We start from the raw sequence: 13,759 nt of genomic DNA, 5'->3' as shown, positions 1-13,759 counted from the left end.
CACCCGTCTCTTACCCCTCGCGCCACCGACCCTAGACCGTCGCAGTAAGGACTACAAGTGGAACTGGCCTATTACTCGGATTACGCCGTGCGTCTGGTCAACACCGAGGAGCCGGCCCGTGGCAAGGACTCCCTGACCACGGTGGAGGCGGTCCGCGACCTGTTCGGCGAGGCCTCGCAGATGGCCCGCCGGGCGACGGACGCGGACGTGACCCGGTTCCGCTCGGTCCGGGCGCGGCTGCGCGCGGTCTTCACCGCGGCGGACGACGGCGACCAGACGACGGCCGTGGACCTGCTGAACTCCCTGCTCCTGGAGTTCCCGGTCAGCCCGCAGATCTCCGGGCACGACTACCTCGACGAGGAGGGCCGGCCGCGGTGGCACATGCACCTCGCGGACCACCCTTCGAACGCGACTGCGGGCTACGCGGCCATCGCGGCGATGGGGCTCGCCTTCCATCTGACGGAGTTCGGCGCGGACCGCCTGGGCCTGTGCCAGGCGGCCCCCTGCCGCAACGCGTACCTCGACACCTCCACCAACCGTTCGCGTCGCTACTGCTCCGACCGCTGCGCCACGCGCGCGAACGTGGCCGCGTACCGGGCGCGCAAGCGCCAGGAGGCCCAGGAGGCGGCGCAGGGAGCGGCCCAGGGGGCTCAGGAGGCCGGGTAGTACCGCGCGCTCGCCGCCGGGTCCGGGCGCACCGGCCGCACGGCCGTCAGCAGCCAGGAGAGCCGCGCCCGGACCGACCTCCGGCTTCCGGGCGCGGGCGGCCGGTACCGGGCCCGTACGCGGCCGAGCACGAGCTCCGCCGGCACGGCGCCGAACACCCGGCTGTCCCCCTCGGCGCCGGGGTTGTCGCCGAGCACCCACCAGCCGGCGCCGCGTCGCTCGATCAGCCGCTTGACGATGAGCAGGTCCTGCCGCAGCGGATGCCGCAGCACGGCGACGTCACCGGGCCGCGGGCGCCCCCCGTAGTGCACCAGCAGCCGGTCCCCGTGGAGCAGCGTCGGCACCATCGAAGGCCCCGTCACCTCGGCGATCCCGAACGGCGGCAACGTCTCCCGCCCCGAATCCGTCATCCGGCACCTCCCGGTCCGATCGTCCACGGGTCCCATCCTGACCCTGGACTTTTGTCCTAAGCACCCGGGCCCCCTCGCGAAAACAGCCTTCTCACCGAGTAATCTCCCACTTGAGAAGACGATCACGAGGAAGGACAGCTGCATGCTTTCCCGCCTGTTCGCCCCCAAGGTGAAGGTCAGCGCCCACTGCGACCTGCCCTGCGGCGTGTACGACCCGGCCCAGGCCCGCATCGAGGCGGAGTCGGTCAAGGCCGTGCAGGAGAAGTACCAGGCCAACGAGGACGCGGACTTCCGCACCCGCGCCCTCATCATCAAGGAGCAGCGCGCGGAGCTCGCCAAGCACCACGTCTCGGTGCTCTGGAGCGACTACTTCAAGCCCCCGCACTTCGAGAAGTACCCCCAGCTGCACCAGCTGGTCAACGACACCCTGAAGGCCCTCTCGGCCGCCAAGGCGTCCAACGACCCGAAGACCGGCGAGAAGGCCCTCGAGCTCATCGCCGAGATCGACCGCATCTTCTGGGAGACCAAGAAGGCCTGACCTTCGGTCACTCCCGCCTGCACACCAGAACGGCCCGATCAGATGCCCCTGATCGGGCCGTTCGGCGTCTTCCGGCGTCGGGACGGGTCACGGCCAGGGCCGGCGGGTGCGGAGCTCCGGCCACGAGGGATGCTCCCGGTCGTTATGCCGACGCCTTCGCCGGGCGGGCGAACTCCGTGTTCGGGGGGAGCTGGCGGCGGATGCGGGTGAGGGCCTCGTCGAAGTCGGGGCCGGCCAGGCCGGATTCGAAGGCCGCGCCGCCGTAGTGCAGGGTGAGGTGGAGGTCGGTGCGCTCAGCGAGGGTCAGCAGGCAGCTGAGCGTGGCCTGTTGGGCGGCGGCACCGTCGCCGGTGACCTGGAGCGGCAGGTCCCATTCCAGGACGCAGCCGCCGAGCGGCTCGCCCGCTCCGCCGTCCGCGCGCAGGCTCCCGATGCTCTCGCCCGCGTACTCGATTCCCCTGATGCGGGTGGCCACTCGGCCCCCGCCCGCCGTGATGACGATCGCTTCCGCGCCACGGCGGTCCCGGTACCAGCCGGTCCATACTTCCGTCGACTCCGATGACATGCGCGGACTGTAGCGGGATCTTGGACTCCGCCGCGCGGCCGGTCACCCGCCGGCCGGACTTCTCCCGGTCTCACCCGTTGTGCCTGGTGAGGAGTCGTGGGCGGGCGGCTCCGCGCCCTCCGCGGAATCCGCCGCGCCGAGGTGCCCGTCCGGCCGCCGGCCGAACAGTTCGCAGTCCGGGTTGTGGCAGGGCTGCGCCACCCAGACGGGGACCCAGGCGCCCATGATCTTGTGCCGCTCGACGGCCGTGCCGACGGCCTGACCGCAGGCGGGGCAGACCGTCTCGGACTCGGGGCCGGGGAGCGTACGACGTCGTTCGCTGGCCATACCTCAAGGGTAGGCGGGGCCCGGGATCACCGCTTCCTGGTGTACGTGCGGACCGCCACGCCGTTCCCGAAGGTGCGGACGCCGTCGAGCACGAAGTCGCGGGGCTCGAAGCCGGCACCGCCGAACATCGGCATGCCCGTGCCGTAGAGCTGCGGGTAGCTCTTGATGATCAGCTCGTCGATCTCGTCGACCAGCTCGCCGGCGATCTGTGAGCCGCCGCAGAGCCAGATGTCCTTGTCGCCGTCCTCCGCCTTCAGCGCGCGCACCCGGCCGACGAGGTCCTCCGCGATGAGTTCCACGTCCGGGCTCGGCGACTGCGTGAGCGAGCGGGTCGCCACGTACTGCCGCAGGTGCGCGTACGGGCTGGTGACGCCCTCGTCCAGGGCGAGCCGGTACGAGTTCAGGCCCTGGATCACCGTGTCGAAGCGCTTGTTCGGCGCGTCGATCCCGAGCTGGGCGCGCGCCTGGGTCGGGACGGTCTCCGGGTACTCGGCGTTCATGAAGGCCAGGTACTCGGCGTCGATGAACTTGTACATCGACGTGGCATCGCCCTTGGGGTCGCCGATGAAGCCGTCGAGCGAGCAGGCGATGTAATAGGTGAGCTTGCGCAAACCGGTCTCTTCCGTTCGAGGGAGCGGCCGCCTCCCCGGCGACCACGACAGCTATAGTGCTTCACCTGTAGTGGTTGCGCAAGGGCTATTTTCCGGTGGGAAGTGGAATCAGGAGGTCCGGGGTGGCGAGGAATCCCGAACGCAGAGCGGCGCTGCTGGACGCGGCGATCGAGGTACTGGCGGACGAAGGCGCCCGCGGGCTGACCTTCCGGGCGGTCGACGCCCGGGCGGCCGTGCCCACGGGCACCTCGTCCAACTACTTCACGGACCGCGACCAGTTGCTCTCCCAGGTCGCGGAGCGCATCTTCGTCCGGCTCACCCCGGAGCAGGGCGCGATCGACGGCGCGCTCGCGCCCGAGCCGTCACGCGAGCTGCTGGTCGAGCTCATGCAGTGGCTCGCCCGGCGGATGGCTGCGCAGCGCTCCTGCTACCTCGGGCTCTTCGAGCTCCGCCTGGAGGCCACCCGCCGCCCGGATCTGCGCGAGCGGCTCACCGAGGTGCTGCGCTCCGACCTCGACGAGAACATCCGGCTCCATCTCGCCGCCCGCATGCCGGGCGACGCCGACACGGTCCGGCTGCTCTATTTCGCCCTCACCGGGCTGCTGCTCGACCACTTCACCGTCCCGGGGATGCACGACGAGCGGGCGCTCGACTCCCTCATCGAGACGGTGGTGCACCGGATCGTGCCGGAGGGCTGACCGCTCAGCGCGTTCGCCTCGTGACGAACTCCGCGAGCGACAGCAGGTCCCCCGCGGCCGTCAGATCCGGTACCGCCAGCGACAGCTGGTGCACCGCGCGGGCCATCCGGTCGGCCGCCTCGGCCTGCGCCCAGTCGCGGCCGCCGGCCCGTTCGACCGCGTCGGCCGCGGCCCGCACCCCGGCCGCGTCCAGCACCGGTTCCGCGTACAGGCGGGCCAGCTCCGCGCCCGCGGCCGTGCCCGAGGTGAGCGCGGCCACCACCGGGAGCGACTTCTTGTGGGCGGCCAGGTCCGCGCCCGCCGGCTTGCCCGTGCGGTCCGGGTCGCCCCAGATGCCGATGAGGTCGTCGATCAGCTGGAACGCGAGCCCGGCCTCCCGGCCGAACGCGTCCATCGCCGCGACCTCGCTCTCCCCCGCGCCCGCGTACAGCGCGCCGAGCGCGCAGGCGCAGCCCAGGAGCGCGCCCGTCTTCGCCGTGGCCATGGCCAGGCACTCGTCGAGCGTGACCTCCTGGGGCGGGCGCTGCTCGAAGGCGCAGTCCGCCTGCTGACCGGCGCACAGTTCGATGACGCAGGCGGCGAGCCGGGCCGAGGCCGCGGCGGAGGCCGGATGGCGGTCCTCGGCGAGCTGGCGCAGGGCGAGCGCGAGCATGGCGTCGCCCGCGATCAGGGCGTCCGGGATGCCGAACACCGTCCAGGCGGTGGCACGGTGACGGCGCGTCGGGTCCTCGTCGACGATGTCGTCGTGGAGCAGGGTGAAGTTGTGCGCCAGCTCCACCGCGGCGGCCGCGCGCACGGCCGGGGCCGGGTCCGCGCCGAGGGCGCGGGCGGCGGCGAGCACCAGCGCGGGGCGGATGGCCTTGCCGGCCTGCCCGGCAGCCGGGCTGCCGTCGGCGTCCTCCCAGCCGAAGTGGTACATCGCGACCCTCCGTATGGAGCCGGGCAGGGTCTCGACGGTGGACCGCAGCTGCGGGTTGACGACGGTCCGGGTCTCGTCCAGCAGCGCCACGGCCCCCTGACCGTCGGTCGTGGCATGGGCGTGGGTCATGGTCACGGTCATTTCCTTCACGACGGGCGGTGACGAGGGCCGGTGACGACGGGCCGTCGACGGCGGGAGCGATGACGGCGGGCGCTACGGCGGGCGATGAAGGCAGGCCGTCGGCGACGCCGGTGCCGACAGGCCGGTGACGGCAGACCGTCGACGACGAGCCGGTGCCGCAGGCCCGTGACGACAGGCCGTTGCCGTGCCGACACGCCGTTGCCGGCAGGCGGCCAAGCGGCGGGGGGGCGGGGCCCCCGCCGCCCGGCGCGGCGTCAGCGCCAGCGGCTGACCTCGACGTTCTCCAGCACGCCGAGAGCGTCCGGGACGAGGATGGCGGCCGAGTAGTAGGCCGTGACCAGGTACGAGATGATCGCCTGCTCGTCGATGCCCATGAAGCGGACCGACAGGCTCGGCTCGATCTCGTCCGGCAGGCCGGTCTGGTGCAGGCCGATGACGCCCTGGTCGGACTCGCCGGTACGCATACAGATGATCGAGGTCGTCCGGGCGTCGGAGATCGGGATCTTGTTGCACGGGAAGATCGGCACCCCGCGCCAGGTCGGGATCCGGTTGCCGTTGATCTCGATCGTCTCGGGCACCAGGCCGCGCCGGCTGCACTCGCGGCCGAAGGCGGCGATCGCGCGCGGGTGGGCGAGGAAGAGCTTGGAGCCGCGGCGGCGGGACAGCAGCTCGTCCATGTCGTCGGGGCTGGGGACGCCGTCGTGCGGCTGGAGCCGCTGCCCGTAGTCGCAGTTGGAGAGGAGGCCGAACTCCTTGTTGTTGATCAGCTCGTGCTCCTGGCGCTCGCGGAGCGCCTCGACCGTGAGCCGCAACTGCTGCTCGGTCTGGTTCATCGGCTGGTTGTAGAGGTCGGCGACCCGCGTGTGCACCTTGAGCACGGTCTGCGCGACGCTCAGCTCGTACTCGCGCGGCGAGGCGTCGTAGTCGACGTAGGTGTGCGGGACGACGGCCTCGCCGACGTGGCCGGCGGAGAGGTCGATGGCGGCCTCGCCGTACTTGTTGGTGCGCTGCTCCGGCAGGGCGGCGACGGTCGCGAGGTGGGCGCCGAGCGAGGTGGCCCGCTCCGCGAGGTTGCGCACGTCCTCGCGGGTGAGCTCCAGGACGGTGCAGGCGGTGGCCGCGCGGGCGGTCCACTCCCAGCGGGCCTCGGGGTCGGTGAGCGAGCGGTCGCCGAAGTACGCGCCGTCGGCGAGCACGCCGAGCACGGCCTCGTCGCCGTACGGACCCTCGCCGAGCTGCTCGACCCGGCCGTGCGCGAGCAGGAAGACCCGGTCGGTGGCCTCGCCGGAGACGGCGATGATCTCGCCGGCGGCGAACTCCCGCTGCCGGCAGCGGGACGCCAGCTCGGTCAGCGCCTCCTCGTCCTCGTAGTGGCGCAGCGCGGGGAGTTCGCCGAGCTCGGCGGGGATGACGGCGACCCGCGCCCCGGTCTGGACGAAGGTGACGCGGCCGTCACCGACGGAATAGCTGAGCCTCCGGTTCACCCGGTATGTACCGCCCTGCACCTGCACCCACGGCAGCATCCGCAGCAGCCACCGGGAGGTGATCTCCTGCATCTGCGGGGCCGACTTGGTGGTGGTCGCCAGGTTCCGCGCGGCGGCGGTACCGAGACTCTGCTGCGGCGGCGCCTGCTCCGCGCGGACCTCGTCGCCAACCGAACCAACCGACATGGGACTCCCTCTCGATCATGTAGACCTGCGAGAGGAAGCCTTTCAGCACGCTGCGTGCGCGAGCCATTACACAAATGAGTGGGCATGATCCGCGGACACGCGGGGCAGAACCTTCGGTTTCCACCCGATCGGCCCCGCGAGCCCCCGGCCCGGCCCGCAGGTCTGTCCGGATCGGCTCGCACACCGTCCGAACGGCTCAGGGCGGAGCTCCGTACTCCGATACATCCGGTAGGAGCACTTCCGGTACGACGAGCTCACCACGAGACGAGTAGGGAGGCGGCCATGGCCAAACCCATGTCCGCGAGCAGGTTCCTCGACGCGCTGCGCGACGAGGGCCTGACGGTCGTCCAGGTCGGCGACTGGCGCACCCACAACCGCAACCACAAGGGGCCCTGGGGTCCCGTGCACGGCGTGATGATCCACCACACGGTCACCCGTGGCACCGCCCGCACCGTCCAGATCTGCCGCGACGGCCACCGCGACCTGCCGGGGCCCCTGTGCCACGGCGTGATCGCCAAGGACGGCAAGGTCCACCTCGTCGGCTACGGCCGGGCCAACCACGCGGGCGCCGGCGACGACGACGTCCTGCGGGCGGTGATCGCCGAGCAGCGGCTGCCGCCGGACAACGAGGCCACGACGGACGGCAACCGCCACTTCTACGGCTTCGAGTGCGAGAACCTCGGCGACGGCGAGGACCCGTGGCCCAAGGTGCAGCTGGAGGCCATCGAGAAGGCCGCGGCGGCGGTCTGCCGGGTCCACGGCTGGACGCACCGCTCGGTGATCGGCCACCTGGAGTGGCAGCCGGGCAAGGTCGATCCGCGCGGCTTCACCATGGCGTCGATGCGCCGGCGGATCGAGGAACGCCTGCGGCAGGGCGCCTGACGCCTCCGGTACGGGCCCCGGGCGCGGGCGTCTACGACCACCGGGGCGGCCGCCCGCGACCCGCGCCGGCCGCCCCGCCACAATGGCGGGGTGAACGTCTCCCGCCTGCGCCCCCGGCTCCCCTCGCCCCTGGTGCCGGTCGAGGACGAGCGCTTCGGCCGGCACGGGGTGCGGCTGCTGCTGAAGCGGGACGACCTGATCCACCCGGACCTGCCGGGCAACAAGTGGCGCAAGCTGGCGCTCAACCTGGAGGCCGCGGCAGGCCGGCCGGTGCTGACCTTCGGCGGCGCGTACTCGCACCACCTGTCCGCGACCGCCGCGGCCGGCCGGCTGCTCGGTTTCCCGACGATCGGCGTGGTCCGCGGCGACGAGCTGGCCGGCCGGCCCCTCAACCCGTCCCTGGCCCGCTGCGCGGCCGACGGGATGCGTCTGGTGTTCGTGGACCGGGCCACGTACCGCGCCAAGGACGAGCCGGAGGTCCTCGCCCGGCTCCTGCGCGAGGCGCCGCCGGAGGCGTACGTGGTCCCCGAGGGCGGCAGCAACGCGCTCGCGGTGCGGGGCTGCGTGGAGCTGGGCCGCGAGCTCATGGGGGCGGCGGACGTGGTCGCCGTGGCCTGCGGCACCGGCGGCACCCTGGCCGGCCTGGCCGCGGGGCTCGGCCCGGGGCAGCGCGCGCTCGGCGTCCCCGTCCTCAAGGGAGGCTTCCTCGGGGCGGCCGTGACGGCGCTCCAGGCGGCGGCCCTCGGCGGGCGCGCGGGCGACTGGAGCCTCGACGAGCGTTTCCACGGCGGCGGCTACGCCCGCGTCTCCCCGGCCCTCGACGCGTTCGCACAGGATTTCGAGGAACGGCACGGACTCGCTGTCGAGCGTCTGTATGTCGCCAAAATGTTGCACGGACTTCTGACGCTCACGGAGGAGGGCGCCTTCCCGCCCGGGACCCGGCTCGCCGCCGTGATCACCGGTTCAGGCGATGGCTCGAACGTCCGCACGGTCACCGCGGAGGGTGATCGGCGCGGGGCCCGGAGCGGCGGTCAGTCCGCCGCCTCCTCCCGGTAGGCCGCCGCCTCCTCCAGGTCCAGCCGGCGCAGCAGCGTGCGCATCATCTCGTCGTCGATCCGGCGGGCGTCCCGCAGCCGGACGAAGACCTCCCGCTCGGTCTCGATGACCTCGCGCGACAGCCGCCGGTACGTGTCGTCCACGGTCTCGCCCGTCACCGGGTCCACCTGGCCGAGCCGCTCCCAGACCGCGTTCCGTCGCCGTTCCAGGACCGCGCGGAGCCGGTCGGCGAGCGGCTGCGGCAGGGCGTTGCGCTCGTCGGCGAGCAGCGCCTCCAGCCGGGCCTCCGCGGCCTGCGACGCCTCGTTCTGCGCCTGCGCCTCGGCCAGGGTCTCCGCGCGCAGGTCACGGGCGGGCAGTTTGAGGGACCGGATCAGCGGCGGCAGCGTGAGGCCCTGCACCACGAGCGTGCCGATGACCGTGGTGAAGGTGAGGAAGAGCACGAGGTTGCGGGCCGGGAACGGCTCGCCCTCGGCGACGACCGGGATGGAGAACGCGATGGCCAGCGAGACCACCCCGCGCATCCCGGCCCAGCCGACGATCAACGGCGCGGTCCAGTTCACGCCGGGCTCGCGCTCCCGGATCCGCGCCGACATCCAGCGCGGCAGGAACGTGGCCGGGAAGACCCAGACGAACCGCACCACGACGACCGCGGCGAAGACCCCGAGCGCGTACCAGGCGGCCTCGGCCATCCCGTACCGGCCGAGGCCCTGGACGACGTACGGGAGCTGGAGACCGATCAGCGCGAAGACGGTGGACTCCAGGACGAAGGCGACCATCCTCCACACCGCCTCCTCCTGGAGCCGGGTCGCGAAGTCCACCTGCCAGGCCCGGTGCCCGAGGTAGAGGGCCACCACGACGACGGCGAGCACGCCGGAGGCCCCGACCTCCTCGGCCGCCGCGTAGGCGACGAAGGGGATGAGCAGGGAGAGGGTGTTCTGCAGCAGCGGGTCGGAGAGCTTGCAGCGCAGCCAGTGGATCGGCGCCATCAGGACCAGGCCGACGCCGACGCCGCCGAGGGCGGCGAGCGCGAACTCGCCGAGCCCGCCGGCCCAGCTCACGCCCTCGCCGACGGCCGCCGCGAGGGCGACCTTGTAGGCGGTGATCGCGGTGGCGTCGTTCACCAGGGACTCGCCCTGCAGGATCGTGGTGATCCGGTGCGGCAGCCCGAGCCGGCGGGCGATCGCGGTGGCCGCGACGGCGTCCGGCGGGGCCACGACCGCGCCGAGGACCAGCGCCGCGGTCAGCGGCAGGTCGGGGATCAGCACGTAGGCGAGCCAGCCGACCGCGAAGGTCGCGAAGAGCACGTAGCCCACCGACAGCAGCGCGATGGGCCGCACGTTCGCCCGCAGGTCGAGGTACGAGGAGTCCACCGCGGCCGTGTAGAGCAGCGGCGGCAGGATCAGCGGCAGCACGATGTGCGGGTCGAGGGTGTACTCCGGCACCCCGGGGATGTACGAGGCGACCAGCCCCGCCGCCACGAGGAGCAGCGGCGCGGCCACCGGCGTCCTGCGCGCCGCTCCCGCCACCGCGGCGCTCACCGCGACCAGCCCCACCAGTTCCAGTGCGTCCATCTCTTCCGTCCCCGCCGTCACAGCCGCCACGTAACCTGGCCATCATGAGCGAGTGCCCCCACGTTGCCGAACTGCCGCGCCCCGAGCCGGCGCCCCTGAGCGCGACCTGTCCGGAGTGCCTGGCCACGGGCGCGCACCCGGTGCAGCTGCGGCTGTGCCTGCACTGCGGGCACGTGGGCTGCTGCGACTCGTCGTCGGGGCGGCACGCGACGGCGCACTTCACCGCCAGCGGCCACGCGGTGATGCGGACCTTCGAACCTGACGAGAGCTGGCGGTGGTGCTTCGTGGACGGTTCGATCGTCTGAGGCCTGGGTACGTCACCCCGGTCAAAGGACCGAAGGTTCCGCGCAATTGGGCGTCGCAGACCTCTAGCCACTGTCCGTGCTCGTGCATCTACCATGAGTGACGTCCGGGCCGGGGCGATCGGACGGGGGGCCCACGGCGACACGGAACCCCGTATCGCGATAGTTTCACGGCGGACCAGTGACCGACTGCGTACCGCCCGGTCCGGGAGAGCCCCGCTCCCCCGGGCCCCGAACGAGCTTGTGCCACCTTGGAGGTGAGGGTGTCCCAGATCGCAGGCGAGCCCGGGAACCAGGACTTCGTGGAAGTCCGGCTGCCCGCTGCGGGCGCCTACCTGTCCGTGCTGCGTACGGCCACGGCGGGTCTGGCCGCGCGCTTGGACTTCACCCTCGACGAGATCGAGGACTTGCGCATCGCGGTCGACGAGGCCTGCGCGATCCTGCTCCAGCAGGCCGTGCCGGGCTCCGTCCTCAGCTGCGTCTTCCGTCTCGTCGACGACTCCCTCGACGTGACGGTCTCGGCCCCGACGACCGACGGCCGCGCCCCGGAGCGCGACACCTTCGCCTGGACGGTGCTCTCCGCGCTGGCCGGCAAGGTCGAATCCTCCGTCGCGGAGGACCGTACGGTCTCCATCAGCCTGTACAAACAGCGCGGCGCCGGACCAGGCCCGGCGTGAGCGACGAGCGCGCCACGGCGGGCATCCCTGGACAGCAAGCGAGCGAGCAGGCGCAGGTTGGGGGTACCTCCCAGGCGGAGCCCTGGGGGAGGGCGGTCCATATGAGCGAGCACGAGCAGCAGGAACCACGAGACCGGAACGCGGACCCGGAACCGCAGGCGGCCCCCGAGGGGAACGACCGCAGCGGCGCCCGGGCGATGTTCGTCGAGCTGCGCAGCCTTCCGGAGGGCTCCGCGGAGAAGGCGGAGCTGCGCAACCAGCTGGTGCGGATGCACCTGCCGCTGGTGGAGCACCTGGCCCGGCGGTTCCGCAACCGCGGCGAGCCGCTGGACGACCTGACGCAGGTGGCCACGATCGGCCTGATCAAGTCGGTGGACCGGTTCGACCCGGACCGGGGCGTGGAGTTCTCCACGTACGCGACGCCCACGGTCGTCGGCGAGATCAAGCGCCACTTCCGTGACAAGGGCTGGGCGGTACGGGTGCCCCGCCGGCTCCAGGAGCTGCGGCTCTCCCTGACCACGGCGACGGCGGAGCTGTCCCAGCTGCACGGCCGCTCCCCCACGGTGCACGAGCTGGCCGAGAAGCTGGGGATCTCGGAGGAGGAGGTCCTGGAGGGCCTGGAGTCCGCGAACGCGTACTCGACGCTCTCGCTGGACGTCCCGGACACCGACGACGAGTCGCCGGCGGTGGCGGACACGCTGGGCGCGGAGGACGAGGCGCTGGAGGGCGTCGAGTACCGCGAGTCCCTGAAGCCGCTGCTGGAGGACCTGCCGCCGCGGGAGAAGCGGATCCTGCTGCTGCGCTTCTTCGGGAACATGACCCAGTCGCAGATCGCGCAGGAGGTCGGCATCTCGCAGATGCACGTCTCCCGGCTGCTCGCCCGCACGCTGGCGCAGCTGCGGGAGAAGCTCCTCGTCGAGGAGTAGCAGGGCCGGGGCCTGTCCGCCGGACAGGTCCTAGGAGGCGTCCTGGCCGGGGCGCCGGATACCGAGGGCTCGGGTGGTCGCCGGGCTGATCAGCAGGGTCAGTCCGGTGACGGCGAGCACGGCGAGGGCGATGCCGGCCGGGATCAGCGCGCCCTTCGACTGGAGCAGCTGCCAGGCGACGGGGAGCGCGAGGATCTGGGTGATGATCGCCGGGCCCCGGCTCCACGAGCGGAGCAGCCACAGGCCGCGGGCCGCGGCGAGCGGGATCAGACCGAGGGCGACCAGCGTCGCCCCGCCCGTGACGGCCTGGACGAGGTCGTCGGGCGTGCCGGTCAGGGCGGTCACCAGGATGTAGAGGCCGCCGGCCATGAGGGCCAGGGCCTCGGTTCCGGCCACCGCCGCGGCGGCGGTCAGGCGCCCGGGGCGGGGGGAGGTCTGCTCCGTACTGCTCATGCAGGCAGGGTAGCCGGGGCGGGCGCGCGCCCGGCGGGCGGCGTCCGGCCCGCGGACCGGACTGGGCCGAGTACCGAACGGTAGGTACCCTGGCCGCCATGCGCGCACTTCTCGTGGTCAACCCGGCAGCCACCACCACCAGCGCGCGTACCCGTGACGTGCTGATCCGCGCCCTGGCCAGCGAGATGAAGCTGGAGGCCGTGACCACGGAGTACCGCGGGCACGCCCGCGACCTGGCGCGGCGGGCCGCCGAGAGCGGCGAGACGGAGCTGGTGGTCGCCCTGGGCGGCGACGGCACGGTCAACGAGGTGGTGAACGGGCTGCTGCACGACGGCCCGGATCCGGACGGGCTGCCCGGCCTCGCGGTGGTGCCCGGCGGTTCGACGAACGTGTTCGCGCGGGCGCTCGGGCTGCCGAACGACGCGGTCGAGGCGACCGGCGCCCTGCTGGACGCGGTCCGTGAGCGGCGCACACGCACGGTGAGCCTCGGGCTCGCGGCGGGGACGCCGGGCACGGAGGACGAAGCGGTGCCGGCCCGCTGGTTCACGTTCTGCGCGGGGTACGGCTTCGACGCGGGCGTCATCGGCCGGGTCGAACAGCAGCGCGAGCGGGGCAAGCGTTCGACGCACGCTCTCTATCTGCGGCAGGCGTTCCGCCAGTTCCTGGAGGACCCGCACCGGCGGCAGGGAACGATCACGCTGGAGCGGCCGGGCCAGACCCCCGTCGAGGGCCTGGTCCTGTCCATAATCTGCAACACCTCTCCCTGGACCTACCTGGGCAATCGTCCGGTGTACGCCTCCCCCGGGGCCTCCTTCGAGACGGCCCTCGACGTGCTCGGTCTGAGCCGGCTCTCGACCCCCGCGATGGCCCGGTACGCGACCCAGCTGCTCACTTCGTCGCCCGAGCGCGGGCCGCACGGCCGCCATGCGCGGTCTCTGCACGATCTGACCGACTTCACCTTGCATTCGAAGGTGCCGCTCCCCCTCCAGATGGACGGAGACCACCTCGGCCTGCGTACGAGCGTGACGTTCACAGGCGTACGCCGTGCACTGCGTGTGATTGTGTGACCAGAAGGACCGAAAGTCCTTCCACTCGAACGTTTAGGCCAGCATCCACCCCCTAGAAGTACGGCTGTGACCTAGCCGACACCGAGGAATCAAAAAAAACTTTCCGGAAGGGGTTGTATCCGCCGCCGAGGTTTGCGAATCTCTACATGGCGATCGGGACGGCCCGCAGGACCGGCCTCCACTGAGAGCCAGAACCCCTCCTCATTCCAAGGACCACACCAGTTCACCTGGCAGTCGGCCCTTCCCTTGCGGGGGGATTCGTGAAAGCGTTCACATT

At 72.3% G+C, this 13,759-nt stretch carries 17 protein-coding genes; 9 read left to right on the top strand and 8 right to left on the bottom strand.

Features of this window, described 5'->3' with window-relative positions:
- The first annotated feature begins 57 nt into the window (after positions 1–57).
- Positions 58–666 carry a CGNR zinc finger domain-containing protein gene (locus ACNJ93_RS21640; protein WP_418959074.1) on the top strand — a complete coding sequence of 203 codons (609 nt, stop codon included), beginning with the start codon at positions 58–60 and terminating at the stop codon, positions 664–666.
- On the opposite strand, the gene sodX is transcribed toward ACNJ93_RS21640, so the two are convergent.
- Complete coding sequence (gene sodX / locus ACNJ93_RS21635; protein WP_418959073.1) at positions 651–1,076, bottom strand: nickel-type superoxide dismutase maturation protease; 426 nt, start codon at positions 1,074–1,076, stop codon at positions 651–653. The two genes, ACNJ93_RS21640 and sodX, sit on opposite strands and share 16 nt — an antisense overlap.
- 142 nt (positions 1,077–1,218) lie before the next feature.
- Between sodX and sodN the strand changes: the two genes are divergently transcribed.
- A complete protein-coding gene (gene sodN, locus ACNJ93_RS21630) occupies positions 1,219–1,614 on the top strand; it encodes a superoxide dismutase, Ni (protein ID WP_406863072.1) in 396 nt (131 codons plus the stop codon).
- A gap of 142 nt (positions 1,615–1,756) precedes the next feature.
- On the opposite strand, the gene ACNJ93_RS21625 is transcribed toward sodN, so the two are convergent.
- The 3 genes from ACNJ93_RS21625 to ACNJ93_RS21615 are packed head-to-tail and all read right to left on the bottom strand — an operon-like array spanning position 1,757 to position 3,117.
- On the bottom strand, positions 1,757–2,179 hold the full coding sequence (locus ACNJ93_RS21625) for a DUF6304 family protein (RefSeq protein WP_418959072.1): 423 nt from the start codon (positions 2,177–2,179) through the stop codon (positions 1,757–1,759).
- Between the two features lie 42 nt (positions 2,180–2,221).
- A complete protein-coding gene (locus ACNJ93_RS21620) occupies positions 2,222–2,506 on the bottom strand; it encodes a hypothetical protein (protein ID WP_418959071.1) in 285 nt (94 codons plus the stop codon).
- 26 nt (positions 2,507–2,532) lie between these two features.
- Positions 2,533–3,117 carry a dihydrofolate reductase family protein gene (locus tag ACNJ93_RS21615; RefSeq protein WP_418959070.1) on the bottom strand — a complete coding sequence of 195 codons (585 nt, stop codon included), beginning with the start codon at positions 3,115–3,117 and terminating at the stop codon, positions 2,533–2,535.
- 122 nt (positions 3,118–3,239) lie between these two features.
- Between ACNJ93_RS21615 and ACNJ93_RS21610 the strand changes: the two genes are divergently transcribed.
- A complete protein-coding gene (locus ACNJ93_RS21610) occupies positions 3,240–3,815 on the top strand; it encodes a TetR/AcrR family transcriptional regulator (protein WP_418959069.1) in 576 nt (191 codons plus the stop codon).
- 4 nt (positions 3,816–3,819) lie between these two features.
- Here the strand turns inward: ACNJ93_RS21610 and ACNJ93_RS21605 are convergent, their stop codons facing one another.
- Positions 3,820–4,875, bottom strand: coding sequence for a family 2 encapsulin nanocompartment cargo protein polyprenyl transferase (locus ACNJ93_RS21605; protein ID WP_418959068.1), 1,056 nt, complete (start codon positions 4,873–4,875; stop codon positions 3,820–3,822).
- A 254-nt stretch (positions 4,876–5,129) separates the two neighbouring features.
- Positions 5,130–6,545 (bottom strand): family 2B encapsulin nanocompartment shell protein, encoded by a 1,416-nt coding sequence (locus tag ACNJ93_RS21600; protein ID WP_418959067.1) that lies wholly within the window; start codon positions 6,543–6,545, stop codon positions 5,130–5,132.
- A 282-nt stretch (positions 6,546–6,827) separates the two neighbouring features.
- Here ACNJ93_RS21600 and ACNJ93_RS21595 point away from each other — a divergent pair, with 282 nt between their 5' ends.
- A complete protein-coding gene (locus ACNJ93_RS21595) occupies positions 6,828–7,427 on the top strand; it encodes an N-acetylmuramoyl-L-alanine amidase (RefSeq protein ID WP_418959066.1) in 600 nt (199 codons plus the stop codon).
- A gap of 90 nt (positions 7,428–7,517) precedes the next feature.
- The gene (locus tag ACNJ93_RS21590; RefSeq protein WP_418959065.1) at positions 7,518–8,483 is read left to right on the top strand and encodes a 1-aminocyclopropane-1-carboxylate deaminase/D-cysteine desulfhydrase; all 966 of its coding nucleotides are present in this window, start codon (positions 7,518–7,520) and stop codon (positions 8,481–8,483) included.
- Here ACNJ93_RS21590 and ACNJ93_RS21585 read toward each other — a convergent pair.
- The gene (locus ACNJ93_RS21585; RefSeq protein WP_418959064.1) at positions 8,459–10,057 is read right to left on the bottom strand and encodes a Na+/H+ antiporter; all 1,599 of its coding nucleotides are present in this window, start codon (positions 10,055–10,057) and stop codon (positions 8,459–8,461) included. The genes ACNJ93_RS21590 and ACNJ93_RS21585 overlap by 25 nt on opposite strands.
- A 44-nt stretch (positions 10,058–10,101) precedes the next feature.
- Here ACNJ93_RS21585 and ACNJ93_RS21580 point away from each other — a divergent pair, with 44 nt between their 5' ends.
- The 3 genes from ACNJ93_RS21580 to ACNJ93_RS21570 all read left to right on the top strand — a co-directional run bounded on the left by ACNJ93_RS21580 (position 10,102) and on the right by ACNJ93_RS21570 (position 11,962).
- Positions 10,102–10,362 (top strand): UBP-type zinc finger domain-containing protein, encoded by a 261-nt coding sequence (locus ACNJ93_RS21580; protein WP_418959063.1) that lies wholly within the window; start codon positions 10,102–10,104, stop codon positions 10,360–10,362.
- A 260-nt stretch (positions 10,363–10,622) separates the two neighbouring features.
- Complete coding sequence (locus ACNJ93_RS21575) at positions 10,623–11,036, top strand: anti-sigma regulatory factor (RefSeq protein WP_418959062.1); 414 nt, start codon at positions 10,623–10,625, stop codon at positions 11,034–11,036.
- A 23-nt stretch (positions 11,037–11,059) separates the two neighbouring features.
- Positions 11,060–11,962 (top strand): RNA polymerase sigma factor SigF, encoded by a 903-nt coding sequence (locus ACNJ93_RS21570; RefSeq protein ID WP_418961484.1) that lies wholly within the window; start codon positions 11,060–11,062, stop codon positions 11,960–11,962.
- Positions 11,963–11,992: 30 nt separating this feature from the next.
- Here the strand turns inward: ACNJ93_RS21570 and ACNJ93_RS21565 are convergent, their stop codons facing one another.
- Entirely contained in the window at positions 11,993–12,415 is a 423-nt protein-coding gene (locus ACNJ93_RS21565) for a hypothetical protein (protein ID WP_418959061.1), read from the bottom strand.
- A 98-nt stretch (positions 12,416–12,513) separates the two neighbouring features.
- On the opposite strand from ACNJ93_RS21565, the gene ACNJ93_RS21560 reads away from it, so the two are divergent.
- Positions 12,514–13,482 carry a diacylglycerol/lipid kinase family protein gene (locus ACNJ93_RS21560; RefSeq protein ID WP_418959060.1) on the top strand — a complete coding sequence of 323 codons (969 nt, stop codon included), beginning with the start codon at positions 12,514–12,516 and terminating at the stop codon, positions 13,480–13,482.
- Positions 13,483–13,759: the final 277 nt, after the last annotated feature.

Origin of the sequence: Streptomyces tritici (genome assembly GCF_048500665.1) — a bacterium.
Lineage (GTDB): Bacteria > Actinomycetota > Actinomycetes > Streptomycetales > Streptomycetaceae > Streptomyces > Streptomyces tritici.
This window is presented reverse-complemented; position numbering and strand designations above follow the sequence as displayed.

Excerpts from the sequence above, each read along its gene's own strand:
- ACNJ93_RS21560 (WP_418959060.1), top strand. The coding sequence starts at position 12,514 with ATGCGCGCACTTCTCGTGGTCAACCCGGCAGCCACCACCACCAGCGCG.
- ACNJ93_RS21605 (WP_418959068.1), bottom strand. The coding sequence starts at position 4,875 with ATGACCGTGACCATGACCCACGCCCATGCCACGACCGACGGTCAGGGG.
- ACNJ93_RS21600 (WP_418959067.1), bottom strand. The coding sequence starts at position 6,545 with ATGTCGGTTGGTTCGGTTGGCGACGAGGTCCGCGCGGAGCAGGCGCCG.
- ACNJ93_RS21625 (WP_418959072.1), bottom strand. The coding sequence starts at position 2,179 with ATGTCATCGGAGTCGACGGAAGTATGGACCGGCTGGTACCGGGACCGC.
- ACNJ93_RS21585 (WP_418959064.1), bottom strand. The coding sequence starts at position 10,057 with ATGGACGCACTGGAACTGGTGGGGCTGGTCGCGGTGAGCGCCGCGGTG.
- ACNJ93_RS21565 (WP_418959061.1), bottom strand. The coding sequence starts at position 12,415 with ATGAGCAGTACGGAGCAGACCTCCCCCCGCCCCGGGCGCCTGACCGCC.
- sodN (WP_406863072.1), top strand. The coding sequence starts at position 1,219 with ATGCTTTCCCGCCTGTTCGCCCCCAAGGTGAAGGTCAGCGCCCACTGC.
- ACNJ93_RS21595 (WP_418959066.1), top strand. The coding sequence starts at position 6,828 with ATGGCCAAACCCATGTCCGCGAGCAGGTTCCTCGACGCGCTGCGCGAC.
- ACNJ93_RS21620 (WP_418959071.1), bottom strand. The coding sequence starts at position 2,506 with ATGGCCAGCGAACGACGTCGTACGCTCCCCGGCCCCGAGTCCGAGACG.
- ACNJ93_RS21580 (WP_418959063.1), top strand. The coding sequence starts at position 10,102 with ATGAGCGAGTGCCCCCACGTTGCCGAACTGCCGCGCCCCGAGCCGGCG.
- sodX (WP_418959073.1), bottom strand. The coding sequence starts at position 1,076 with ATGACGGATTCGGGGCGGGAGACGTTGCCGCCGTTCGGGATCGCCGAG.